22 protein-coding genes are annotated in these 23,841 nt (G+C 71.2%); 13 read left to right on the forward strand and 9 right to left on the reverse strand.

The genetic code is table 11. From position 1 onward, the window contains the following. Positions 1 to 11 precede the first annotated feature (11 nt). Both SSP08S_RS04900 and SSP08S_RS04905 read right to left on the reverse strand, forming a co-directional pair. Positions 12 to 1,871 (reverse strand): AAA family ATPase, encoded by a 1,860-nt coding sequence (locus SSP08S_RS04900; protein ID WP_019066453.1) that lies wholly within the window; start codon positions 1,869 to 1,871, stop codon positions 12 to 14. 433 nt (positions 1,872 to 2,304) lie between these two features. Further along, entirely contained in the window at positions 2,305 to 2,925 is a 621-nt protein-coding gene (locus SSP08S_RS04905) for a uridine kinase family protein (RefSeq protein ID WP_019066454.1), read from the reverse strand. A 216-nt stretch (positions 2,926 to 3,141) separates the two neighbouring features. On the opposite strand from SSP08S_RS04905, the gene SSP08S_RS04910 reads away from it, so the two are divergent. The 6 genes from SSP08S_RS04910 (at position 3,142) to SSP08S_RS04935 (ending at position 9,579) form a co-directional block, all read left to right on the forward strand. Next, entirely contained in the window at positions 3,142 to 4,494 is a 1,353-nt protein-coding gene (locus SSP08S_RS04910; protein WP_019066455.1) for a C39 family peptidase, read from the forward strand. A 101-nt stretch (positions 4,495 to 4,595) separates the two neighbouring features. Beyond that, positions 4,596 to 4,742, forward strand: coding sequence for an SCO1431 family membrane protein (locus SSP08S_RS61515; protein WP_019066456.1), 147 nt, complete (start codon positions 4,596 to 4,598; stop codon positions 4,740 to 4,742). A gap of 65 nt (positions 4,743 to 4,807) precedes the next feature. After that, positions 4,808 to 5,467, forward strand: coding sequence for a TetR/AcrR family transcriptional regulator (locus SSP08S_RS04920; RefSeq protein WP_026178182.1), 660 nt, complete (start codon positions 4,808 to 4,810; stop codon positions 5,465 to 5,467). Positions 5,468 to 5,696: 229 nt separating this feature from the next. Next, positions 5,697 to 6,878, forward strand: coding sequence for an acyl-CoA dehydrogenase (locus SSP08S_RS04925; protein ID WP_019066458.1), 1,182 nt, complete (start codon positions 5,697 to 5,699; stop codon positions 6,876 to 6,878). Positions 6,879 to 7,221: 343 nt separating this feature from the next. Then, the gene (locus SSP08S_RS04930; RefSeq protein WP_019066459.1) at positions 7,222 to 8,322 is read left to right on the forward strand and encodes an Rv3169 family protein; all 1,101 of its coding nucleotides are present in this window, start codon (positions 7,222 to 7,224) and stop codon (positions 8,320 to 8,322) included. A gap of 162 nt (positions 8,323 to 8,484) precedes the next feature. Beyond that, positions 8,485 to 9,579, forward strand: coding sequence for a phosphotransferase family protein (locus SSP08S_RS04935; protein WP_019066460.1), 1,095 nt, complete (start codon positions 8,485 to 8,487; stop codon positions 9,577 to 9,579). A gap of 10 nt (positions 9,580 to 9,589) precedes the next feature. On the opposite strand, the gene SSP08S_RS04940 is transcribed toward SSP08S_RS04935, so the two are convergent. Next, positions 9,590 to 10,024 carry a hypothetical protein gene (locus SSP08S_RS04940; RefSeq protein WP_019066461.1) on the reverse strand — a complete coding sequence of 145 codons (435 nt, stop codon included), beginning with the start codon at positions 10,022 to 10,024 and terminating at the stop codon, positions 9,590 to 9,592. 269 nt (positions 10,025 to 10,293) lie between these two features. On the opposite strand from SSP08S_RS04940, the gene SSP08S_RS04945 reads away from it, so the two are divergent. From SSP08S_RS04945 to fxsA, 4 genes are all read left to right on the forward strand, one after another. After that, a complete protein-coding gene (locus SSP08S_RS04945) occupies positions 10,294 to 10,734 on the forward strand; it encodes an Lrp/AsnC family transcriptional regulator (RefSeq protein WP_019066462.1) in 441 nt (146 codons plus the stop codon). Positions 10,735 to 10,781: 47 nt separating this feature from the next. Next, positions 10,782 to 12,383 (forward strand): amidohydrolase, encoded by a 1,602-nt coding sequence (locus SSP08S_RS04950; RefSeq protein ID WP_019066463.1) that lies wholly within the window; start codon positions 10,782 to 10,784, stop codon positions 12,381 to 12,383. A 534-nt stretch (positions 12,384 to 12,917) separates the two neighbouring features. Next, entirely contained in the window at positions 12,918 to 13,730 is an 813-nt protein-coding gene (locus tag SSP08S_RS04955) for a polyprenol monophosphomannose synthase (protein ID WP_019066464.1), read from the forward strand. A gap of 72 nt (positions 13,731 to 13,802) precedes the next feature. After that, on the forward strand, positions 13,803 to 14,360 hold the full coding sequence (fxsA, locus tag SSP08S_RS04960) for an FxsA family membrane protein (RefSeq protein WP_019066465.1): 558 nt from the start codon (positions 13,803 to 13,805) through the stop codon (positions 14,358 to 14,360). A gap of 106 nt (positions 14,361 to 14,466) precedes the next feature. On the opposite strand, the gene SSP08S_RS04965 is transcribed toward fxsA, so the two are convergent. From SSP08S_RS04965 to yczE, 4 genes are all read right to left on the reverse strand, one after another. Continuing rightward, positions 14,467 to 14,841 carry an RNA polymerase-binding protein RbpA gene (locus SSP08S_RS04965; protein WP_003977404.1) on the reverse strand — a complete coding sequence of 125 codons (375 nt, stop codon included), beginning with the start codon at positions 14,839 to 14,841 and terminating at the stop codon, positions 14,467 to 14,469. Positions 14,842 to 15,096: 255 nt separating this feature from the next. After that, positions 15,097 to 16,446, reverse strand: a complete 1,350-nt coding sequence (locus SSP08S_RS04970; protein ID WP_019066466.1) for an MFS transporter — start codon at positions 16,444 to 16,446, stop codon at positions 15,097 to 15,099. 40 nt (positions 16,447 to 16,486) lie between these two features. Further along, positions 16,487 to 17,254: a glycerophosphodiester phosphodiesterase family protein gene (locus tag SSP08S_RS04975; protein ID WP_019066467.1), complete on the reverse strand. Its 768-nt coding sequence runs from the start codon at positions 17,252 to 17,254 to the stop codon at positions 16,487 to 16,489. Continuing rightward, positions 17,251 to 17,940 (reverse strand): membrane protein YczE, encoded by a 690-nt coding sequence (gene yczE, locus SSP08S_RS04980; protein ID WP_174479366.1) that lies wholly within the window; start codon positions 17,938 to 17,940, stop codon positions 17,251 to 17,253. The genes SSP08S_RS04975 and yczE overlap by 4 nt, the downstream gene beginning before the upstream one ends. A gap of 64 nt (positions 17,941 to 18,004) precedes the next feature. Here yczE and SSP08S_RS04985 point away from each other — a divergent pair, with 64 nt between their 5' ends. Beyond that, positions 18,005 to 19,507, forward strand: coding sequence for an SCO1417 family PLP biosynthesis transcription factor (locus SSP08S_RS04985; RefSeq protein ID WP_019066469.1), 1,503 nt, complete (start codon positions 18,005 to 18,007; stop codon positions 19,505 to 19,507). Between the two features lie 55 nt (positions 19,508 to 19,562). Here the strand turns inward: SSP08S_RS04985 and SSP08S_RS04990 are convergent, their stop codons facing one another. Continuing rightward, complete coding sequence (locus SSP08S_RS04990) at positions 19,563 to 21,140, reverse strand: membrane protein (protein WP_019066470.1); 1,578 nt, start codon at positions 21,138 to 21,140, stop codon at positions 19,563 to 19,565. Positions 21,141 to 21,174: 34 nt separating this feature from the next. Further along, entirely contained in the window at positions 21,175 to 21,369 is a 195-nt protein-coding gene (locus tag SSP08S_RS04995) for a hypothetical protein (RefSeq protein WP_019066471.1), read from the reverse strand. Between the two features lie 256 nt (positions 21,370 to 21,625). Between SSP08S_RS04995 and SSP08S_RS05000 the strand changes: the two genes are divergently transcribed. Beyond that, positions 21,626 to 22,018: an ankyrin repeat domain-containing protein gene (locus SSP08S_RS05000; RefSeq protein ID WP_019066472.1), complete on the forward strand. Its 393-nt coding sequence runs from the start codon at positions 21,626 to 21,628 to the stop codon at positions 22,016 to 22,018. Positions 22,019 to 22,351: 333 nt separating this feature from the next. Beyond that, entirely contained in the window at positions 22,352 to 23,770 is a 1,419-nt protein-coding gene (locus SSP08S_RS05005) for a HEAT repeat domain-containing protein (RefSeq protein ID WP_019066473.1), read from the forward strand. The last annotated feature ends 71 nt before the right edge of the window (positions 23,771 to 23,841 follow it).

Here is a 23,841-nt window from a genome sequence, read left to right on the forward strand (position 1 = left end):
GTGCGTACCGCTCAGCCCTCCGCAGGTCCCCGCCCCGACAACACCTCTCCATACGCCTGCATCAGATCCGGCAACCGCAAAGTCGACAAGTCATCCCGAGACAACATCCCGGGATACACCGACAACCGCAGATCCCGATACGCACAGCTCTTCTCATACAGGGTCCGCAAGAACCGCCCGTTCCCGAGCTCGTCGATCCACCCCTGATCCACCACATGCCCGGCGATGGACCGTAGTTCGTCCAACGCCTCCTCGTCCCACACGTCCCCGTTCTCCGCGGCCAACACCTCACCGATGGAGGTGAGTTCAAGAGGCCGGTACGAAGGAAAGTCGACGCGCGTGGTGAAGCGGGAGGACAGCCCGGGGTTCGCGGCGAGCAGCCGGTCCATGCCCTCCGGGTAGCCGGCCAGTATCACCACCAGGTGGTCGCGGTTGTCCTCGGCCCGCTTCAGCAGCACCTGCAAGGCCTCGTCGCCGTACGCGTCGCCCTTGCCGTAACCGGAGTTGGAGAGCGAGTAGGCCTCGTCGACGAAGAGGACGCCACCGATCGCGGAGTCGATCAACTCGTTGGCCTTCACGGCCGTTTGACCGAGGTACTCGCCGACGAGATCGGCCCGCTGCGCCTCGACGAGATGGTCGCCGCCGAGCAGCCCGAGGGCGTAGAAGACGCGGCCGAGTATGCGGGCCACGGTGGTCTTGCCGGTGCCCGAGGGACCGGAGAAGACGAAGTGCCGTTTCGGCGGCTGGACCGGCAGCCCCTGCCCGGCCCGCAGTCGGGCCATGTTCAACTGGGCGGACAACGCCTTTACCTGTCGCTTGACCGGCTCCAACCCCACCATGCGCTCAAGCTCGTTGAGCGCCTCCTCGAGTAAGACGGGGTCGGTGGGACCGGTGGGCAGCGGCGGAACGGGCACCGAGGTCTTCTCGCGCACCGAGTCGGCGGCCGAGGGCAGCGGCCCGGTCGGCGGCAGACCGGGCTCCGACAGCTTCAGATCGCGCCCCTCCGCACCGAACAGCGGATCGAGCCCGTCGGGGCTCTCCAGCGCGTCCTGCCCGCCGGAGAGCGTGATCGCGGCGAGGTCGGTGACGTCCTCGGAGCCGTCGTACCCGTCGGAGTCGGTGATCGCGGCGAGCCGCGCCGAGGTGTCCATGAACGCGGGGTCGACGCGATGCACCGCCCGGTAGAGGGGCAGCGCGGCGGCGCTGCGGCCGGTGCCCTCGTGGGCCCGCGCCAGCCAGTACCGCAACTCCTTGCGCTGCGGCTGTTCGCTGCGACAGCGCATCAGCGCGGAGGACAGCAGCGGCTCGGCCTGGCCGTACATCTCGAGCCGTACCCGGGCCATCCCGCCGAACAACCCCGCCTCGATGCCCAGGAGTTGGTCGTTCAGCAGCGGATCGGTGTGCCGGACCAGCTGCTCCCAGTCCTTGACCAGATAGGCGCGGCAGGCGTGCAGGAAGCGGACCTGGTGGTCGGTGTCGACGGGCGGCAGTCCGGCCAACGCGCGGTCCAGTTCGGGCACATGGCGGCCGTCCAGCCAGTGCGAGGCGTGCGCGAGCAGCAGATCGCGCGGGCTCTCCAGCACGGGCTGGACCCACCAGCCGAGCCAGTACCAGGAGTTGAGCGTACGGCGGTGTCTGGTGCGCTGTTCCCCGAAGCGTTCCCGGTGCCGGTACATCCGCAGCAGCGCGGTCGTCGTGTCGACGCGCAGCGCGTGCAGTCCGAGCCAGCCGTCGGCCATCCCGGGATCCATCCGTACCGCGGTGCGGAACTCCTCCTCAGCCTGCGGATAAGCGCCCATCGTGTAGGCGTCCACGCCTCGCAGCCACGCGAGGTCGGCCGGGGCCTCGGGGCCCTGCGTGCCGAAGTCCATCACGTCCCCCCACAAACCGTGCCCCCGTTGATTCACCGCCGGGCCGGCGCCCGTCGGCAGTCTGGGTCGAACCGCTGTGCCGCGGACGGGAGTTGCCGTGGTGCGCGAAGCAGCCGTCCGTTGGTCGCACCCTGGGCATCGTACCTGCGGGGCAGTCGCCCACCGAAGGGTGCCGCACAGGCCGTTTGACGAGGTGGGAGCAGATGGGGCGCACTCGGGACGGTGACCCAGGGTGAGCAAATCACGGCTCGTAGCGGCCGGAAAAGAGGCTGAGAGCAGAACGAAGCCCCCGATCACGGGGGAACAACCGGGGGCTTCGCGACTCTGGGCGGCTCCGAACGGCCGCACATTCAGAACGTAAGACCTGTACGGCCCCTGGGTCAAGCCGAGTTGAGGCACTCAGGCAAGTTCGAGCATGACGGTCTTCACAAGTTCAGCACACTGCGGGCGGTTCGTCACCGTGGGTGATTTCGTGGTCCGGTCCAATCGTCCCGGAGGGCCCCGGCAGCACCTCGTACCCCTTCAGCAACTGCCGTACCAGGAGGTTCGCGTGCGGTCGCGAAGGGTCCTCGGTGAAGTGTTCGCGTTCCGCCTCGACCCACCCGTCCCAGAAGTCCCGTTGCTCACTCCCGTCCCGCAGCCGCCCCCGTGCCCAGGACTCCTCCCGGGGCAGTTCCATCCACAGCAGTCGCGCGAGGAACGGGCGTACCGCCCGGCGTCCGGCGCCGACGCCCTCGATCAGGATCACGGGCGCGGGCGGCAGCGCGCGGGGTGGTCCGAAGCGCCGGGCGTGCCAGTCGTAGGGGGCGTAGCGCGCGGTCCCGCCGCGGCCGAGCGGGGTGATCACCTGGCTCAGCAGCCGGTCGGTCCAGCCGAACAGCTCGTCGTGGGTGGCGAGGTCGTCCAGGTGCAGCACGGGCGCCCCGCCCAGGGCCGCGGCCAGCCGCCCGGCGAACGTCGACTTCCCCGACCCCGCGTGCCCGTCGACACCGACGAGCCGGACCGGGCCGCAGGACGGGGGAAGGCGGCGGAGCCGTTGGGCGAGGTCGTGCATGACTGGTCCCGGGAGGTCGTGGGTGATGCCGCAGGTCGCCGGGACAGTCTAGGGAGCGGTCGCTCCCGCCCCAGGTCATGCCAGTGGTCGATACCAATATTGGTGGGTGTGGCGAGGTTCGAAGTGCTGGCAGCGGGGAGCCGCGTGTGCCCATAGTGGGCGCACATCCGTCCATTGGATCTGTCCCGATTCGGAACACCCGGGGGTCTTCCGCCCATGAGCAGAGCCGAACAGCCGTCCCGCCGAGCCGTCCTGGCCGCCGCGGTCGCCGCGACCGTGGTGAGCGGGGCCGTCCCCGCTGCCGCCGACACCGGCGCAGCCGACTCGGGCCGGGCCCCGACCCTGGTCGACTACCACGCATGGACCGCCTACGAGGACTGGTGCGGCGGTACCGCCAAGGGCACCCGGGCCGTCCCGGGCCCCCGCCCCGGCCTCGTCGTCGGCACCGCCCTCGGCAGCGTCGACTACACGGACCCGCACACCGGCACGACTGCGAGCTGGGAGTACGCGACCTGGACGTCCCCCGTCCACATGCTCTCGGTCCCGGCGACGGAGGCCATCGCCTCCTGGAACGCGCACACCCCCGCCGGCACCTGGATCCAGGTCGAAATGCGCGGCACGTACTCCGACGGCACGGACACCCCCTGGTACGTGATGGGCCGCTGGGCCGCCGGTGACCAGGACATCAAGCGGACCTCCGTCGACGACCAGAAGGACGGCAAGTCCGCCGTCTGGACGGACACCTTCGCGATCGACGACGCGACCACGGGCCTGCGCCTGGCGTCGTACCGGCTGCGCCTGACCCTCTACCGCAAGCCCGGAACCGAGCTCACCCCCACGGTGTGGCGGCTCGGCGCGATGGGCTCGGACATCCCCGACCGCTTCACCGTCCCGGCCTCGACGCCCGGACTCGCCGGGGAGCTGATCGTCCCGCGCTACTCGCAGGAGATCCACACCGGCCAGTACCCCGAGTACGACAACGGCGGCGAGGCCTGGTGCAGCCCCACCTCCTCGCAGATGATCATCGAGTACTGGGGCGGCCGGCTCACCCCGGAGCAACTGGCCTGGGTCGACCCGAGCTACGCCGACCCGCAGGTGGACAACGCGGCCCGCTTCACCTACGACTACCAGTACAACGGCTGCGGCAACTGGCCGTTCAACGCCGCCTACGCGGCGACGTACCCGGACCTCCAGGGCGTCGTCACCCGGCTCGGTTCGCTCACCGACCTGGAGACGCTGATCGCGGCGGGCGTCCCGGCCATAACGTCCCAGTCGTTCCTCAGCAGCGAGCTGACCGGCGCGGGATACGGCACGGCCGGCCATCTGATGACCGTGATCGGCTTCACCGTCGACGGCGATGTGATCGCCAACGACCCCAATTCACCCAGCGATCCGGCCGTCCGCCGCGTCTACAAGCGCCGTGAGTTCGAGAACATCTGGCTGCGGACCAAGCGGTACAACGCCTCCGGCAAGCTCTCCTCCGGTACCGGTGGCGTCTGTTACCTCTACTTCCCGGCGCGGCCGACCGCCCGCCAGCGCACCGCACTCGCGGCGGTGGGCGTGCGCTGACCATGGGGCTGTGACCAAGGTCTCCGGCCCAGGAGGCGATATCGATGGCAAGGTGGACAGAACGGGGGAGTCCACCGCACATCCGACCTCTGTGAGCCACCATGACCGCACACTCGGCCGCCGCCGCGCGCGCCCGCACCCGCACCGGCGGCCCCAAGGGCGACGGCCCGAAGATCGTCGAACACGTCATGGGCTGGACCCTCGTCGTGGTGATCGCGATGCTCGTGACTCAAATCGGCCTGCTGTGACCTGACGCATACTTGACCTGCCATACTGCGGTTGACCAAGCCCAGTTGGAGAGCCAGAGTCGAAATTGGAAATCAGTCAGCAGCGTGACGTCGCACGTCCCCGGGCGCGCGGTACCGAGCGTTCCTTGGCGCGCCGCGCCGAACTCATCACCATTGGCCGGAAGTTGTTCGCCGACACGTCCTACGACGCGCTGTCCATGGACGACATCGCGCGGCAGGCCCATGTCGCCAAGGGGCTGATCTACTACTACTTCCAGTCCAAGCGCGGCTACTACCTGGCGATCATCAACGACTCCGTCGCCGACCTGGTGACCTTCGCGGCGAGCGGCTACGAACTGCCCCAACTGGACCGCGTACAGCGCACGATGGACAGCTATCTCCGCTGGGCCGAGCACAACCAGGCCGCGTACCGCACCATCGTCAGCGGCGGCGTCGGCTTCGACACCGAGGTGCACGCCATCCGTGACGGCGTCCGCGCGGCCATCGTCGAGACCATCGCCGCCGGGGCCTACGGCCGCAGCGACATCTCCCGCCTCGCGCGCATGGGCCTGTTCGGCTGGGTGTGCAGCGTCGAGGGCGCGACCCTGGAGTGGATCAGCGGCCCCGACCTGTCCCGCGAGACGATGCGCGAGCTCCTCGTGAAGACCCTCGGCGGCACCCTGCGCGCCATCGAGGAACTGGACCCGACGTACCCGGCGCCGACCCCGGCCCGCAGGGACGGCTGAACAGGCGCTCCCGACCGGTTCCGGACGACCGGGTTATTCTCGAAGTAAGCGGTCGTTAACTGGTGACGGCGGACCTTCGATCGGGCATACTCACAGCGCAGAGCCGCTGGTCAGCCGCTTCCGAGACCCGGAAGCGGGAGCAGCGGCCGTACCCGTGCGATATCCGGCGCAGGCGCCTCGACCCCAGGCGTACGCCCGCCGATGTCCCGACAGGGAGGAGAGCGTCGCCATGCCCGACCGCGCCCCGCAGCCGGTGGACCGGCAACTGCCCACGGACGAGGCCCGGGATCTGATCTCGCTGGTCCGCGACATCGCGCAGCGTGAGATCGCCCCGAGAGCGGCCGAGGAAGAGGACGCCGGACGCTTCCCCCGCGAGGTCTTCACCCTGCTCTCCGAGTCCGGACTGCTCGGCCTGCCCTACGACTCCGAGTACGGCGGCGGCGACCAGCCGTACGAGGTCTACCTCCAGGTCCTCGAAGAACTCGCGGCGGCCCGCCTCACCGTCGGCCTCGGCGTCAGCGTCCACTCCCTGTCCTGCCACGCGCTGGCCAACTACGGCACCAAGCAGCAGCAGGTCGAGTACCTGCCCGCGATGCTCGGCGGCGGACTGCTGGGCGCCTACTGCCTGTCCGAGCCGTCCTCCGGCTCCGACGCGGCCTCCCTGCGCACGAAGGCGGTCAGGGAGGGTGACGACTGGGTGATCGACGGCACCAAGGCCTGGATCACGCACGGTGGCATCGCCGACTTCTACACGGTCATGGCCCGCACCGGCGAGGACGGTCCGCGCGGGATCAGTGCCTTCCTGGTGCCCGGTGACGCGCCCGGTCTGAGCGGCGCGGTGCCGGAGAAGAAGATGGGCATGAAGGGCTCGCCCACCGCCCAGGTCCACTTCGACGGCGTCCGGGTCTCCGACGAGCGGCGCCTCGGCGAGGAGGGCCAGGGCTTCGCGATCGCCCTGTCCGCGCTGGACTCCGGCCGGCTCGGCATCGCGGCCTGCGCGATCGGCCTGGCGCAGGCGGCGCTGGACGAGGCGGTGGCGTACGCGACCGGACGGCAGCAGTTCGGGCGGCCTATCTCCGACTTCCAGGGGCTGCGCTTCATGCTCGCCGACATGGCCACCCAGATCGAGGCGGGCCGGGCGCTCTACCTCGCGGCGGCCCGGCTGCGCGACGCGGGCCGGCCGTTCGCCAAACAGGCCGCCATGGCCAAGCTGCACTGCACCGACACCGCGATGAAGGCCACCATCGACGCCGTCCAGGTGCTCGGCGGATACGGCTACACCGCGGACTTCCCGGTCGAGCGCTACATGCGCGAGGCCAAGGTCCTGCAGATCGTCGAGGGCACCAACCAGATCCAGCGCATGGTCATCGCCCGCCACCTAGCGGGTCCCGAAGCCCGCCGAACTGGCTGAGTCCGACCGGCGGCGCCGCCAGCCGCACCCACTCCGGGTCGTGCCGTCCCGGCAGGGTGCGGCCCCGGTCGGCCCAAGTCCGCATCAGATCACGGTAGATGGGCGGGTCCTGCGGCTGCGGCGGCGCCAGCGGAACCGATTCTGCGGGTGCGGGGACGTAGATACGGCGCTGACGCCCGGTCGGCGCATATGTGGGGGTCATACCAGGGCAACGCAAGAGCCCGCCGACAGGTCACCGGCGCGGGAAATCGAGCGTGAGTTCACCGGCGTACGGCTCTCGCCTCTGGCTACCGCACGCCACCTGACGTACCGTCACCTCCACTGTCCCCAGGGGAGGTTAGCCGTGGCAGACGACCGTCCCGTGCCCCTCGACGAGTACCCCGTGCACCAGGTCCCCCTGTCGATGAAGCACGTCGCGACCGGCGACCGGAACGCCTACGACCGCTGCATCTTCCACGTCCTCGACCACGAGGGCCGCGCCCTGCTCATCCTCGGCCTCGGCGTCTACCCCAACGTCGGCGTGATCGACGCCTACGCCACCCTCCGCACCGGCGACACCCTGCACGCCGTCCGCGCCTCGGACGCCCTCGGCGACGACCGCATGCACCTCTCGGTCGGCCCGCTGCGCATCGAGGTCGAGGAGCCACTCCACCGTCTGCGCCTGCGCTGCGACGACAACTCCCTCTCGTACGACCTCACTTGGACCGCCGAGTTCCCCGCTCTCTGGGAACCCCACCACGTCCAGTACCGCGGCGACCGGCTCACCCTCGAAGGGCGCCGCTTCGTCCAGGCGGGCGGTGTGGAGGGCGTGATCCGCGCCGGTGACGAGGAGTTCCGGGTCACCGCCGACGGCTGGACCGGTACCCGTGACCGCAGTTGGGGCGTGCGGCCCATCCCCGGCGAGGAGGGCGGCCGGCTCGCCGCGGACCACCCGACCGAGGGCTTCCACTGGATCTGGTGCCCGGTCCGCTTCGAGGACCGCTTCCTCATGGTGATCGTCCAGGAGGACGCCGACGGCCACCGCACCCTGAACGAGGCGACCGTCGTCCGCCAAGGCCACCGCGACCGCCAACTCGGCTGGCCCCAGGCCGAGATCTCCTACCGCTCCGGCACCCGCCGGCCCGAGCGCGCCCTCATCCATCTCGGGGACGCCCGCAAACCGCAGGAACTGGAGGTCGAGATCCTGACCTCCTCACCCCTGGCGATCGGCGCCGGCTACCCGCCCGCCGACGACTGGCAGCACGGCACCTGGCGAGGCCGCGGCTGGACCGACGCCCGCACCTACGACCTCACCCGGCCGAACCCGCTCGCCGCCTACGGAGTCACCGACCACGCGGCCCGCTTCCGCCTCGACGGCCAGGTGGGCCACGGCATCTTCGAGCACGGCTCCTTCGGCCGCCACGACCCGAGCGGCTTCACCGGCTTCGACTCGGTTGCTCCGTAGGGGAGTTGAGACATGGCGACGGCACCCTGCCCGCGCACGACCAGCCGTGCCCCGGAGGAACTCGCCTGTGGTTCGACGGGGTTGTGTGATTCCCGCTTGTCCGGCGCCGCGCCCGTCGGTCTTACCGGCTTTGGCGCGGCGGCACCGCAAGGGAGTTGACGCATGGCCACGGCACCCCGCCCGCGCACGACCACCCGCGACCCCGAGGAACTCGCCCACCGCCTCACCGCCTGGCTCGACACCCGCCTGCCCGGCGCCAAGGCCGTCGACATCAGGGTCCCCGCGTCGAACGGCATGTCCAGCGAGACCCTGCTCTTCGACATCGAACACCCCGAACCACCCCTGCGGGCCTGCGCGTTGAGACTCGCGGCCGACCCGGCGGCGTACACCGTCTTCCCGGTCTACGACCTGCCGCGCCAGTTCCGCACCATGCGCCTGGTCGCCGACCGCACGGACCTCCCGGTACCGGAAGTCCGCTGGCTGGAGGAGGACCCGGGCCCGCTCGGCGCCCCGTTCTTCGTGATGGAACGCGTGGAGGGACGCGTACCGCCGGACGTCATGCCCTACACGTACGAGGGCAATTGGCTGCACGCGGCGACCGACGCGGAACGGGAGCGACTGGAGGCCGCCTCGGTCGGACTGATCGCCCGCCTGCACGACCAAGTCCCTTTGCCTGAGGCTGAGTTCCTCGCCCTCCCCGGCGAGGGCGACGCGCTCAGCCGCCATGTCGCCTCCCAACGCGCCTACTACGACTGGGTGGTTGACGGACTCGCCCGCTCGCCGCTCATCGAGAGCGCCTTCGACCGGCTGACGGAACTCTGGCCGGCCGACCCCGGCGAGACGGTCCTCAACTGGGGCGACGCGCGCATCGGGAACGTCGTCTACGACGGGTTCGACCCCGTCGCCGTCCTCGACTGGGAGATGGCGGCACCGGCCCCGCGCGAGGTGGACCTCGGCTGGACCGTCTATCTGCACCGCTTCTTCCAGGACCTCACGGCCGCCTTCGGCCAGACGGGCCTGCCGGAGTTCTTCCGCCGGGACCGGGTGGAGGCTCGGTACGCCGAACTCACCGGCCACACCCCGCGCGACATGGACTTCTACACCCTCTACGCGGCCCTGCGGCATGCGATCGTGATGCTGCGCATCGCCTACCGGCAGGTGCACTTCGGGGAGAGCGCCGTCCCGGCGGACCCGGACACACTGATCCTGCACCACGGCAGCCTGCGGGCCATGGTGCAGGGCAGTTACTGGGGTTGAGCGAGAGCGCTCAGGCAGCGCGGCGCATGTCGGGCACCCGCATCGGACGCGAGCTGGGGCCACCGACGTGCGAGAAGGGCTGCGTGCGCCAGTCGAGGCCCTGAGGGAGCGTCAACAGCAGCGCGGTGTCCTGCTCCTGGAGCTCCGTGGTCTCGTCGGCGGACCGGGCGTCGGCCGCCTCGCGGCCTGTGCCGGCGCAGACCGTCAGCCCGAACGGGTTCCACGGCGAGGCGCACAGCGCGTGCTCCGGCAGGACCTCCTCGTCCGCGAGGAGCGCGATGGGCTGCACGCAGTCCGGGCAGATCACCCGGTACATCTCGAAGGTGTCGTACTCGTCGAGTTCGTCGGCCTCGAAACCGTCGGGTTCGACGCCCTCCGGCTCGGACTCGACGACGAGCTGCGGCCGCTTGGGCGCGGTGCGTCCAGGGCGCTTAAGACTCTGCATGGGTTTCTCCCCCTACTGGGCTGGGCCGTGAAGGCGCTGCGGCCTCGACCACAGCAAGCACTTCCCGTCCGGTCTCCGCGGTAATCACGAGAACATCACGGAGACGGTCCAGGGCCTGTGGCGTTCGTCACATGCCGCCCGCAGATGCCCGGGGCGGCGGATTTGTCCCCAGCTGACTCACAGGCTGCGCTCCGCCACATCACGAACCGGGTATGACCTGCGCCGCTGAGGTATCGGAGGAGATCAGCGGCCATGTAAGTTCTTGCGCCATGGAGGAGCTGGACCGACAAATCGTGCAGCTGCTCGTCAAGGACGGGCGGATGAGCTACACAGACCTGGGCAAGGCCACGGGCCTGTCCACGTCGGCCGTGCACCAGCGGGTGCGCCGGCTGGAACAGCGTGGCGTCATCCGCGGGTATGCGGCGGTCGTCGACCCGGAGGCGGTGGGCCTGCCCATGACCGCCTTCATCTCGGTGAAACCGTTCGACCCCAGCGCCCCCGACGACATCGCGGACCGCCTCTCCGGCGTCCCCGAGATCGAGGCCTGCCACAGCGTCGCGGGCGAGGAGAACTACATCCTCAAGGTGCGGGTGTCCACCCCGCACGAACTGGAGGAACTGCTCGCCCGGCTGCGCGGCCTGGCCGGCGTCTCGACCCGCACCACGGTGGTCCTCTCGACGCCCTACGAGGCACGCCCACCGCGCATCTGACCGACCTGCGTGCGGGGCCGCACGGGCGAGGCGCGAGACTGTTCCCCATGAGTGAGCGCACCCCCGAACCGGCCACCGTCCTGCTCCGCCGCGGCGAAGTCCACAGTCCCGCCGACCCGTTCGCGACCGCGATGGTCGTGGAACGCGGCCAGGTCGCCTGGGTCGGCTCCGAGGGCGCCGCCGACGCGTTCGCGGACGGGGTCGACGAGGTGGTCGACCTGGACGGCGCGCTCGTCACCCCGGCGTTCACCGACGCACATGTGCACACCACGGCCACCGGCCTCGCGCTCACCGGCCTCGATCTCTCCGACGCGCCCTCCCTGGAGACGGCCCTGTCCCTCGTCCGGGACTTCGCCGCCACCCGCCCGGCCGACCGCGTCCTGCTCGGCCACGGCTGGGACGCCGCCCGCTGGCCGGGAGGCCGCCCGCCGACCCGCGCCGAACTCGACGCGGCGACCGGCGGACGCCCGCTCTACCTCTCCCGCATCGACGTCCACTCCGCGGTCGTCACGACGGCCCTGCTCGACATGGTCCCCGGCTTCGACGCCCCGGACGGCCCCCTCACCGCCGACGCCCACCACACCGTCCGCGCCACCGCGCTCGCCGCCATCACGCCGGAACAGCGCGTCGGGGCCCAGCGCACCGCCCTCGCCCACGCGGCCTCCTTGGGCGTCGGCTCGGTCCACGAGTGCGCCGGACCCGACATCTCCTCCGAGGACGACTTCACGGGCCTGCTGCGGCTCGCCGCCGAGGAACCCGGGCCGCGCGTCGTCGGCTACTGGGCCGAGCAGGATGTGGCGAAAGCGCGGGACCTGGGCGCCGTAGGAGCTGCCGGGGACCTCTTCGTGGACGGGGCGCTCGGGTCGCACACCGCGTGTCTGCATCAGCCGTACGCCGACGCCGGGCACACCGGGATCGCCTACCTCGACGCGGAGGCCGTCGCCGCCCATGTCGTGGCCTGCACCGAGGCGGGCCTCCAAGCGGGCTTCCACGCCATCGGGGACGCCGCGGTGACCGCCGTGGTCGAGGGCGTCCGCGCGGCCGCGGAGAAGGTCGGCCTGGCCCGTGTCCGCGCCGCCCGGCACCGCGTCGAACACGCCGAGATGCTCACCCCGGAGACCATCGCCGCCTTCGCCGAACTGGGCCTGACCGCCTCCGTGCAGCCCGCCTTCGACGCGCTGTGGGGCGGCGAGGAGGGCATGTACGCCCAGCGCCTGGGCGTCGAACGGGCCCGTGCCCTGAACCCCTTCGCGGCCCTGCTGCGGGCCGGAGTGCCGCTCGCCTTCGGCTCCGACAGCCCGGTCACCCCGGTCGACCCCTGGGGCACGGTCCGCGCCGCCGCGTTCCACCGGACGGCTGAACACCGCGTCTCCGCGCGGGCCGCGTTCACCGCACATACGCGCGGCGGCTGGCGGGCCGTGGGACGGGACGACGCGGGTGTTCTGGTCCCCGGAGCGCCCGCCGACTACGCCGTCTGGCGGACCGACGCCCTGGTCGTGCAGGCGCCCGACGACCGGGTCGCACGCTGGTCGACCGACCCGCGCTCCGGCACACCCGGACTGCCCGACCTGACGCCGGGGGGAGACCTTCCGGTTTGTCTGCGTACCGTCGTGGGCGGACGGACGGTGTTCGTACGGCCGGGCGAGTGATCTCCCGGGGTGGCGCGCCCCCGATCCACGCCCGCCGCCGCGTCGCGCGACCTGCGCATCCTCTGCCCTGACCAGCCAGTTGATGGAGAAAGCGCAGATCAGAGGGCTGTTGACAGTTGGGCGCAGGGGGCCGGTAGGTTCGTCCGAGTCCACCACCGGACGCCCGACCGGGGAACCTCCGAACAATCGCCGAAGCGCCGCTGGGTCAGGGACGGTGTGCCGCACCGGGGCACCGCCACTGGGAGCCAGGCTCAGCGCCCGCGCCACGGCGAGGGAACGTTCCGGCCGGTCGGCTGGTGTGACCCGGGTGGGGCCCGGACGTCCAGTAGACAACGGCTTTGGTCGACCCGCAGCCGGCGGGTCCCAGGTCGGCCCGAAGGGCGCCGGGCCCCCATCCGCAGCACACCAGTGCCCAAAAGGCACAGTCTTACCCCGTTCTTGTCGAATCGACACCACCGTACGAACGACGTGGCACGTCATCCCAGGCGGCGGCCACTATGGTGGACGCCTGCGTACGGACATGAAGGGGCAGCAGTGAACGACGGCGACGGAGCCCTCGCGGCACAGGCCCAGGGGCGGAAGTTCGGCCCGCTAGGCACGGCCTTGGTGATCATCCCGACCTACAACGAGGCGGAGAACATCAAGTCCATCGTCGGGCGGGTGCGAAAGTCGGTCCCCGAGGCTCATGTCCTCGTGGCCGACGACAACAGCCCCGACGGCACGGGCAAGCTGGCCGACGAGCTGGCGGCCGAGGACGAACAGGTCCAGGTACTGCACCGCAAGGGCAAGGAGGGCCTCGGCGCCGCCTATCTCGCGGGCTTCCGCTGGGGCATCGACAACGGCTACGGCGTCCTCGTCGAGATGGACGCCGACGGCTCCCACCGGCCCGAGGAGCTGCCCCGGCTGCTCACCGCGCTCAAGGGCGCGGACCTGGTGCTCGGCTCCCGCTGGGTGCCCGGCGGCCGGGTGGTGAACTGGCCGAAGTCCCGCGAGTTCATCTCCCGGGGCGGCAGCCTCTACTCGCGCGTGGCGCTCGACCTGCCGCTGCGCGACATCACCGGCGGCTACCGCGCCTTCCGCCGCGAGACCCTCGAAGGCCTCGGTCTGGACGACGTGGCCTCCCAGGGCTACTGCTTCCAGGTCGACCTGGCCCGCCGCGCCGTCAAGGCCGGCTACCACGTCGTCGAGGTCCCCATCACCTTCGTGGAGCGCGAACACGGCGACTCCAAGATGAGCCGCGACATCCTCGTCGAGGCCCTGTGGCGGGTCACCACCTGGGGCGTGGGGGAGCGGATCGGCAAGCTCCGCGGCCGGGGCAAGCCCGGAGGAAAGCCCTCACAGCCGTAGCCCTACGACCTCACAGGCCTCGTTGATCGTCCCCTTATCCCGCACTGAGCCGGGCCCAGGCACACTGGACGTATGACGACTGGCGCATCCACCCCTTCCTCAGCCGCCCGGCCCCCGCGTTCCCGGCTGCGTACGTTCCTGCCGCTGGGCATCGCCGCGTGGCTGGTGCTGGAGATCTGGCTGCTGACCGTGGTGGCGGGCGCGTCGAGCGGTCTTACGGTCTTTCTGCTGCTGCTCGCCGGGTTCGTGCTCGGCGCGGTGGTGATCAAGCGGGCGGGCCGGCGGGCCTTCCAGAACCTGAGCCAGGCCGTGCAGCAGGGCACCGCCCCGGCCAGCGGCGGTGGCAGCGGCCTGATGATGCTGGGCGGACTGCTGCTGATGATCCCGGGGCTGATCTCGGACGCCGTGGGGCTGCTCCTGCTGATCCCGCCGGTCCAGCAGGCACTGGGGCGCTACGCGGAGCGCACGGTCGAGCGGAAGCTGCGCAAGGCCGCCCCGGGCACCCTCGGGGACGCCTTCCAGCAGGCCCGGATCCACCGCCCGGACGGCAAGGTCGTCCAGGGCGAGGTCATCCGGGACGAGCCCGGCGGTGACGCCCCGGAGGGCCCGCGTCCGCCGCTCACCCGCTGACATCCGGGCAGGCAAAAGCGCGGGCGCCGTACATGTTCGTACGGCGCCCGCGCTTACTTGCTTGTGCCACTTGCGTGTGCGGTAGAACCGCTCCGCACCCTCAGAACTAGGCCGACTTGCGGCTGTCCCTCGGGTGAACCGCGATATTCATCGCGCCGGAACGGAGAACGGCAAGACGCTCCTCGAGGACCTCTTCGAGTTCCTCGCGGGTGCGCCGCTCCATCAGCATGTCCCAGTGGGTACGCGCGGGCTTGGCCTTCTTTTCCTCAGGGCCGTCGCCGTCGACCAGGAGTGCCTGGGCCCCGCAGACCTTGCACTCCCACTCCGGCGGAATCTCCGCCTCGACCGAGAAGGGCATCTCAAAGCGATGGCCCTTCTCGCATGCGTACTCCACGGCCTGGCGTGGTGCCAGGTCGATACCGCGGTCCGTCTCGTAGCTGGTCACCACGAGGCGCGTGCCGCGAAGAGCTCGCTCACTCATGAATCGTGCCTCCCGGGCTTGTCGCCCACAGGACAGGTGTCGCTGTCGTCGTCATCCGGTCAACGTCCGGTCGGCGGTAAAGATTCCCGTACGGGGTCATGCGTCGCCGTCGTAGCCGCCCCTTGTTGTACCCACCAGCGCCCGGTTTGTCACATCTACTAGCAGATGTCACCTAGCGATTCGTCATCTTTGACGCGCAGTAACGGTACGCCAGGCAGGCCAAACGCGTACACTACCGCCCTTTCGCCTCCAGCGCTAAATCCTCTCGGGAAGAGGATTGCCCGCGTCGCCGATCGCCCGTGCCACCGGAACCCGTGCGAGCAGCACGAATCCCACGATGAAGAAGGCCACCAGGGAGATGATCGCGTCCCGGTAACTTCCGGTCAGCTGGTACGTCACCCCGAACAGAAGTGGGCCCAGCCAGCTCATGCCCCGATCGCTCATCTCGTACGCCGAGAAGTACTCGGCTTCCTTGCCGGGCGGCACCAGATGCGAGAACAGGGACCGGGACAGCGCCTGGCTGCCGCCCAGGACGAGGCCGATCCCGGCGGCCAGCACGAAGAACCAGACGGGCGCGCCGGCCGGCAGGAAGTACCCGGCGGCCAGCGTCACCGTCCACGCCACCAGCGAGCCGAGAATCGTCCGCTTGGCCCCGTAGGTCCGGGCGAGTCGCCCCATCCCGAGTGCGCCCGCCACCGCCAGCACCTGGACCATCAGCACGGCCGTGATGAGCGTCGACTGACTCAGGCCCAGCTCCTCGGAGCCGTACACGGACGCCTGGGAGATCACCGTCTGGATGCCGTCGTTGTAGATCAGGTAGGCGAACAGGAAGGACAGGGTGAGCGGTTTGCCGCGCATGTCCCGGACCGTCGCCGCCAGCTGCCGCCAGCCCTGCGCCGTGGGCGCCTCGGACGTCGTACGGCCGCGGTCGCGCAGCCGTTTCAGCGGTACGAGGGTGAAGGCGCCCCACCAGATGCCGGCCGAGGCGAGACAGATGCGGACGGCCATCGACTCGGACAGGCCGAAGGAGTCGTGGGCGGTGAAGAGGATCAGGTTCGCGACGAGGACCAGGGAGCCGGCCGCGTAGCCGAAGGCCCAGCCGCGCGAGGAGACCGCGTCGCGTTCCTCGGGCGGGGCGATCTGCGGAAGGTAGGAGTTGTACAGGACCATCGAGACGGCCACGGAGGAGTTGGCGACGATCAGCAGGAAGCCGCCCAGGAGATAGCGGTCGCCGTCCAGGAAGAACAGGCCCGTGGTCGCGGTCGCACCCACGTACGCGGCGAGCGCCAGGAGGGGTTTCTTGCGGCCCGTGCGGTCGGCCGCCGCGCCCGCGAGGGGCATGACCAGGATCGACACGATCACGGACGCGGAGACGGTGTAGGCGAAGAAGGAGCCCGCCCGGACCGGTATCCCCAGGGGATGCACGAACCCGTCCGGGTCGGCAGCCGACTTCGCGACCGAGGTCAGATAGGGGCCCAGGAACACGGTGAGCACGCTCGTCGAGTAGACGGAGCAGGCCCAGTCGTAGAAGTACCAGCCGCGCTGCTCGCGCCGCCGCTCGGCTGCCTCGTCGGCCTCCGACGACCGCAGGGTGTCGGTACCCACCCGTGCCCTCGCTTCCCCGTGCACGCGTCGGCTCGGAGGCTCAGGCCCAGACGCCCCGCTCCACCATGACCTCGCGCAGTGTGTCGATGTGATCGGTCATGATGCCATCCACTCCCAGGTCAAGGAGCCGGTGCATGCGATCGGCCTCGTTGATGGTCCACACGTGGACCTGCACCCCGCGCGCGTGGGCAGCGCTTACGAAGCGGCGGTCGACGACCGGGACGCCCGACTGCTCCTCGGGCACCTGTGCGGCGATCGCGGAACGGCGTACCGGGAGGGGCGCGCCCCAGGAGCGCAGCCGTAGATTCAGCACCCCGCGCGTGCCGAACGACGTGGCCAGGCGGGGGCCTGCCAGGTGCTGGGCGCGCACCACGCGCTTCTCGGAGAAGGAGCCGACGCAGACGCGGTTCCAGGAGTCGGTGCGCTCCAGCAGCTCCAGGAGGGGGTGCAGTGCCGGCTCCGCCTTGATGTCGACGTTCCACCGCACCTCGGGGAAGGTCTCCAACAGCTCCTCGAAGAGGGGCACCGGTTCCCTGCCCGCCACGCGCGCCTGACTCACGTCGGACCAGAAGAGGTCCGCGATCCGGCCCGCGCCGTCGGTCACCCGGTCGAGGGTCTCGTCGTGGAAGGCGACGAGCTTCCCGTCCGCGGTGGCGTGCACGTCGGTCTCGATGTACCGGTAGCCCAGCTCGACCGCGCGCCGGAACTGGAACACCGTGTTCTCCAGGCCGTCCGCCGCGCCGCCCCGGTGGGCGAAGGGGATGGGGCCGGGATGGTCGAGGTACGGATGACGTATGAGCGTGGTCACCCGGGCAGTATCGCCCGTTCCGGTGACCCGGTGGCTACGACCGTGCTGCCGCCGGATGCCGAGGGGGCGGCGAAGACGCGAAGGAAGAGCTGGGCGAGCGGGCCGATCGCCAGGGCGTAGAGCAGGGTGCCGATGCCCACCGTGCCGCCGAGCGCGAAGCCGGTGGCCACGACGGCGACCTCGATGCCCGTGCGGATCAGGCGGATGGAACGGCCGGTGAGCTTGTGCAGCCCGGTCATCAGTCCGTCGCGCGGACCCGGTCCGAAGCTCGCGGAGATGTAGAGCCCGGTGGCGACCCCGTTGAGCAGGACGCCGGCCAGCAGCAGCGGAATCCGTACGGCCAGGCCGTGCGCGTCCGGGACCAGCGCGAGGGTGCCGTCCATGGCCAGGCCGACCACGAACACGTTGGAGACGGTGCCGAGGCCGGGGCGCTGGCGCAGCGGGATCCACAGGAGCAGCACCGCCGCGCCCACGATGATCGACACGACACCGATCGTCAGGCCGGTGAGCTCGGCGAGGCCCTGGTGCAGCACGTTCCAGGGCTCCAGGCCCAGGCCGGAGACCACCAGGAGCGCCGAGCTGGCGCCGTACAGCGCGAGTCCGACGTAGAGCTGGACCAACCGTCGGGCGAGACGGTTCCGCGTGGACAAGAGGTGCCCCCTGGTGGTGGTAGTGGCCTGACACATGGCACTCTGTGGCTTGAGAACAGACGTCATCCATGGCCAATTCCGGGAAGGTGGACTGGTTTCCATGGCGCAGTGGACCTCGGCGATGGGCGCCGCGCAGCTGGCCCGGCTGCTCAACTCCCAGCAGGACCGCCCGGCCGGGCCCGGCACCCGCCGCCCGCCCGCCTACCGGGCCCTCGCGGACGGCATCCGCCTCCTGGTGCTGGAGGGGCGCGTCCCGGTGGCCGCGCGGCTGCCCGCCGAGCGGGAGCTGGCCCTCGCGCTGTCTGTCAGCCGCACCACGGTCGCCGCCGCCTACGAGGCGTTGCGCGCCGAAGGGTTCCTGGAGTCGCGGCGCGGGGCCGGCAGCTGGACCGCCGTACCGGCCGGAAACCCGCTCCCCGCGCGCGGGTTGGAGCCGTTGCCCCCGGAGGCCCTCGGTTCGGTGATCGACCTGGGCTGCGCCTCGCTGCCCGCGCCCGAGCCGTGGCTCACCCGGGCCGTGCAGGGCGCCCTGGAGGAGCTGCCGCCGTACGCCCATACGCACGGCGACTATCCCGCCGGGCTGCCCGCGCTGCGCGCGATGATCGCCGAGCGGTACACCCTGCGCGGGATCCCGACCATGCCCGAGCAGATCATGGTCACCACCGGTGCGATGGGCGCCATCGACGCCATCTGCCATCTCTTCGCGGGGCGCGGCGAGCGGGTCGCCGTCGAGTCGCCCTCGTACGCCAACATCCTCCAGCTGATGCGGGAGGCGGGCGCCCGGCTGGTGCCCGTGGCGATGGCCGAGGGGCTGACCGGCTGGGACCTGGACCGCTGGCGGCAGGTGCTGCGGGACGCGGCGCCGCGGCTCGCGTACGTCGTCGCCGACTTCCACAACCCGACCGGCGCCCTCGCCGACGACGACCAGCGGCGGCAGCTCGTGGACGCGGCCCGCTCGGCCGGCACCGTGCTCGTCGCCGACGAGACGATGACCGAGCTGTGGCTGGACGACGACGTCCAGATGCCGCGGCCCGTCTGCGGGTTCGACCCGGCCGGTTCGACCGTCATCACCGTCGGCTCCGCCAGCAAGGCCTTCTGGGCCGGCATGCGCATCGGCTGGGTGCGCGCGGCCCCCGATGTGATCCGCAGCCTGGTCGCCGCCCGCGCCTACGCCGACCTCGGCACCCCGGTGCTGGAACAGCTCGCCGTCAACTGGCTGTTCAGCACGGGCGGTTGGGAACAGGCGGTCGACATCCGGCGTGCCCAGGCCAGGGAGAACCGCGACGCGCTGGTCGCGGCGGTACGGCGGGAGCTGCCCGGCTGGGAGTTCGAGGTGCCCAGGGGCGGGCTCACGCTCTGGGTGCGCACGGGTGGGCTGTCGGGTTCCCGGCTCGCCGAGATGGGGGAGCGCGTGGGGCTACGGGTGCCGTCCGGGCCGCGCTTCGGCGTCGACGGGGCCTTCGAGGGCTATGTGCGGCTGCCGTTCACCGTGGGCGGCGCAGTGGCCGAGGAGGCGGCGGCCCGGCTGGCCGCAGCGGCCCGGCTGGTGGAGAACGGGGCCGCCGGGGGCGGGGGCGAGTCGCCGCGGACGTTCGTGGCGTAGCCGGCGAAGAGGTGTGTCCGGGGCTGGTGCGGTCGCCCGCACCAGCCCCCGACTTCTACGAGGACTCCGCCACCGCGGCCTCCACCACTGCTTCCGTCGCCACCGTCTCCGCCGCGTCCGCCGGGGTCGTACGCGGCGGGAGCAGGGCCAGCACCGCCTGACGGTCCGCGTCGCTGGTCGCGTCGTCGTACGGGTCCGGGGTCGCCGGGACCTGGAGGCGGTGCACCGGGCCGCTGCCGAGGCGGGCGTAGCCGCGGCCGGGCGGCACCTGGGCGATCGGCGTGGTGTGCGGGGGAGCGCCGAGGACCGCCTCCAACTGGGCGGCGGTGGCGGGGCCGAGGACGACACGCGCGCGTGTGTGCTGTCGTACGGCGTCGCTCAGGGCGTCGGCGCTGTCGAACTGGTCGGCCACCACCACCGTCACATGGGCCGCGCGGCCGTGCCGCAGGGGTACCTGGAGCAGGGACTGCGGGTCCTGGCGGCCGTCGGCCGCGGCCAGGTGGGCGAAGGCGCTCGGGCGGTCCAGGATGATCCACAGGGGGCGCCTGGTGTCGTCCGGCGCCGGGTGGCCGGACTGGCGGGCGTGGTTGGCCGCGATCAGCCGGCGTTCCGTTTCCTGGGAGGCCCACTCCAGGCTGGCCAGGGTGCCGGTCAGCCCGCACTCGACGGCGAGGACGCCGTCCCGGCCGGTGAGGCACGCGTACTCGCCGGTGCCGCCGCCCTCCACGATCAGGACGTCGCCGTACTGGAGGGCCTGGAGGGCGATGGAGCGCAGCAGGGTGGAGGTGCCGCTGCCGGGCTGGCCCATGACCAGGAGGTTCGGCTCGGTGGAGCGGATGCCGGTGCGCCAGACGACCGGCGGGACGTCCCGCTGTTCCGTGCCGTGGGTCAGGGGGAGCGTGCGGTGGACGTGGGTCGCGTCGGTGAAGCCCAGGACGGTCTCGCCGGGGGCGGTGACGAAGTGCTGGGCGGCGATGTCGGTGGGGAGCGGGGCGAGGACGCCGATGGAGAGCTGGTTGCCCTCCTCGTCCCACTCGAAGCGGTACTCCCGGCCGCGGCCCGACTTCGCGGTGAGCAGCTGCTCGATCCGCGCGCGGGAGTCGGCCTCGCCGTCGGTGAAGTAGGCCGGGTAGCGGACCACCAGGTGGGTGATCCGGCCCGCGCCGTCGAACTCGTAGGCGGGGAAGGCCTTCTCCCAGTCTCCGCCGTGGGCGAACAGGGGCGAGGGGTCCTCGGCGGTCGAGAAGTAGGGCACGAGCGCCTCGTAGAGGGACTGCAGGCGCTGGGTCTGGGACTCGTCGGGCCCTTCGGGCGCCGGCGGGGTGCGGTCGCGGCCGTGCCATGCTGCCGCCGCCATCAGGACGATGACGGCGAGCAGCGGGCCGTACGGCACCAGCGCCACCACCAGGACCACCGAGGCCACCAGGAACAGCAGTGGCCCGCGCTTGTCCTTGGGGGTGTCGGCCCATCTGCGCCGCCCGGCGGATGCCAGCCGGCGCAGACCGCGAGTGATCGTGATCAGCGGATGGAGGACGTCGGTGGCGCTGTCGGCCGCCGTCCGGGCCAGCTCCCGGCTGCGGGCGATCTGTGCGCTGCCGTTGCTCAGGATGCGGGGGAGGGGGCGCCGGGCCACTGCTGTCTCCTGGTGGTGCGTACGGGTGGTTGCGTCAGAACTTGATGCCGCCGAGGAGGCTCGCCAGGCTCTCCCCGCCGGCCTTGATGCTCGGCGCGATGGCCGTGCTGGCCATGTAGAAGCCGAAGAGCGCGGCCACAATGGCGTGCGAGGCCTTGAGTCCGTCCTTCTTGAAGAAGAGGAAGACGATGATGCCGAGAAGGACGACGCCTGACATGGACAGGATCATTTGAGCTCTCCTGGTTCGTGGGGACAGTCACCATGAGTTCTTCCAGGATCACAGGATGTATCCATACGATAAAAGGTGCAAGTGGGTGAATTTCGGCGGATTTCCCTCTGATGGTGGAGCGCATTCGGGCCGTCTGAGCAGGGGTTTCACCTGTGTCGGGCCCTGTGGTGATCTTTGCCTCGGAGGGGGCCGGTCATGTGTCGGCGGAGCCAGTACGCTGGCGATTCACCCGTACTAGTGAGAGGCGGTCAGGCCGATGAGTGAAGCCCCCGACCCCGAGGTCGTGGAGCTCGCGACCAAGATCTTCGATCTGGCCCGCCAGGGCGGGACCGAGGCGCTGGTGGCGTATGTGGACGCGGGCGTTCCGGCCAACCTCACCAATGACCGCGGTGACTCCCTGGTGATGCTCGCCGCCTACCACGGGCACGCCGACGCCGTACGGGCCCTGCTGGCGCGCGGAGCCGAGGCCGACCGGATCAACGACCGGGGGCAGACCCCGCTCGCCGGAGCCGTCTTCAAGGGCGAGCAGGAAGTGATCGAAGTCCTGCTGGAGGCCGGTGCCGATCCGGCCGCGGGCACGCCGTCGGCGCTCGACACGGCCCGGATGTTCGGCAAGGCCGAGCTGCTGGAGCTGTTCGGCGCGCACTGAAGTGTGGTCCGTCACCGACTGGGACGGGCCTTGTGACCAGGTACGACAAGGAAAACGGGGGAAAACGGGGGAAGGCAGCACGGGGCCGCCCGAAATTTCGGTCGCGGCAGCGAGAACTGCCGGGTCATCATGACGTCGTGATTCACGGACGCGATGGCCGGGCAGGTGTTGCCGCACCGCGCGGACCGTGAGGGTCCGCTTGGGCCACCGACGAGAGGCAGAGGAAAATGGTCTACAGCAAGCAGGAAACGGCGGGCGCCCCGACGTGTTGTCACGCGGCCAGGTAGTGCACGTCCCCCGGTTGCGTCGACGCTTGATGTGAGGCTGTTTCCCATGTTCGATCCGGTCATAGCGCCCAGCGGTACGCTGCTCGGCCTGCTTCAGCGGGGCCGCGGCGACGGCACACTGCACGCGCTCACCGCACCCCGTGCCGAGGCACTGGCTGCGCTGAACCACTGTGTGCTGCGCGACCCCCGCCACGACTGGCAGGTGGAGAACCGCTCCCTGTACTACGCCCGTCTGTACCTCGATCTCAACGGCGACCTGGACGCCGTCGAGGCCCACCTCTTCGACACCGAGGACGTCCTCGACACCGAGGAGTCCCGTACGGGCCTCGCCCTCGCCGTCCTCGGGCACCTCGCCTCCTACGGCAGGCGGGACGCGCTCGCGCTGCTGCGCCGGTACGCGGCCACCGGGACCAACTGGGCCTGGGCGCTCGACGAGCTGGCCCTCAGGGACGACGACGCGGGCCTGCGCGCCCTTGCCGCCCCCGTGCTGGCGCGTTTCCCGGCCGATCCCGAGGGCGAGGCCGAACTGGCCACCGCCGTGCGCGACGCCTTCGAACCCCGGCCCTGGCGGCTGTGGGCCGAGGACTCACGGGAATCGATCGCCACGCGCGTGCGTGCCGCCCAGGAAGCCGGCTGCTTCGACCGCTGGCAACGGCAGATGCGACCAACCGGGCCCCGTCCGGGGTGGAGCGTGCAAGCGGTGTTCGAATGGGCCCAACAGGGCATCGAACGCGGTGCCGCGCTGCACGTCCCCGCCGCCCGCTGCCTCAGCGCGGTGGCCGGCCCCGAGGACCGGCCCGAGATCGTCGAGGCCGCCAAGGACGGCAGCGAGGGAGCCCGTTGCACCGCCCTGCGGTATCTCGCCGACAGCAACGACTCCGAAGCCCTCCAGCTGATCGAACGCGCGGTCGCCACCGGCTCCGCGCCCGTGGTCGAGGCCGCAGTCGACGCCTTCGAACGGATGCGCTCCGTCGCCGCCGTCGACCGGGCCCGCGGCTGGGCCCGACGGCCCGACCCGCTCGGCGCCGCCGCCGGCCGGATGCTCGCCTGCCGGGGCGGAGCCCAGGACAGCGACCTCGTCCTCGGCGCCCTCAGGGAGGCCGTCATGGGCGAAGGACCCGACGCCCCCACCCTGTGGACCCTCGTCGACGGTGCCGGACGCCTCGGCATCGTCTGTGCGGCACCCGTTCTGCGCCATGTGTACCGGGAGACCGCCTCGTCCCATCTGCGCGGCCGGGCCGCCCGGGCCCTGGCCGCCACCGACCCCTCCTTCCCCACCGGCTTCGCCGTCGAGTGCCTCTGGGACTGCGAGGAGACCACCCGGGAGATCGCCGCCCGGCACGCCGAGACCGGTGACGCCCGGGTCGTGGAACAGCTCCGCAGGCTCGCCGCCGACCCGGCCGAGGAAGCGGAGGTCCAGACAGCGGTTCGGAGCCGGATCGGGCCCGACGCCCCCGCAGTGTGAACACGGGGTGACTCGCGGGTCAGACGGGCATGGACGCCGTCTGACCTGCTCGGGTGTGCAGCGCAACGCTC

The sequence above is a fragment of the Streptomyces hokutonensis genome (genome assembly GCF_000376565.1).
GTDB classification, from domain to species: domain Bacteria; phylum Actinomycetota; class Actinomycetes; order Streptomycetales; family Streptomycetaceae; genus Streptomyces; species Streptomyces hokutonensis.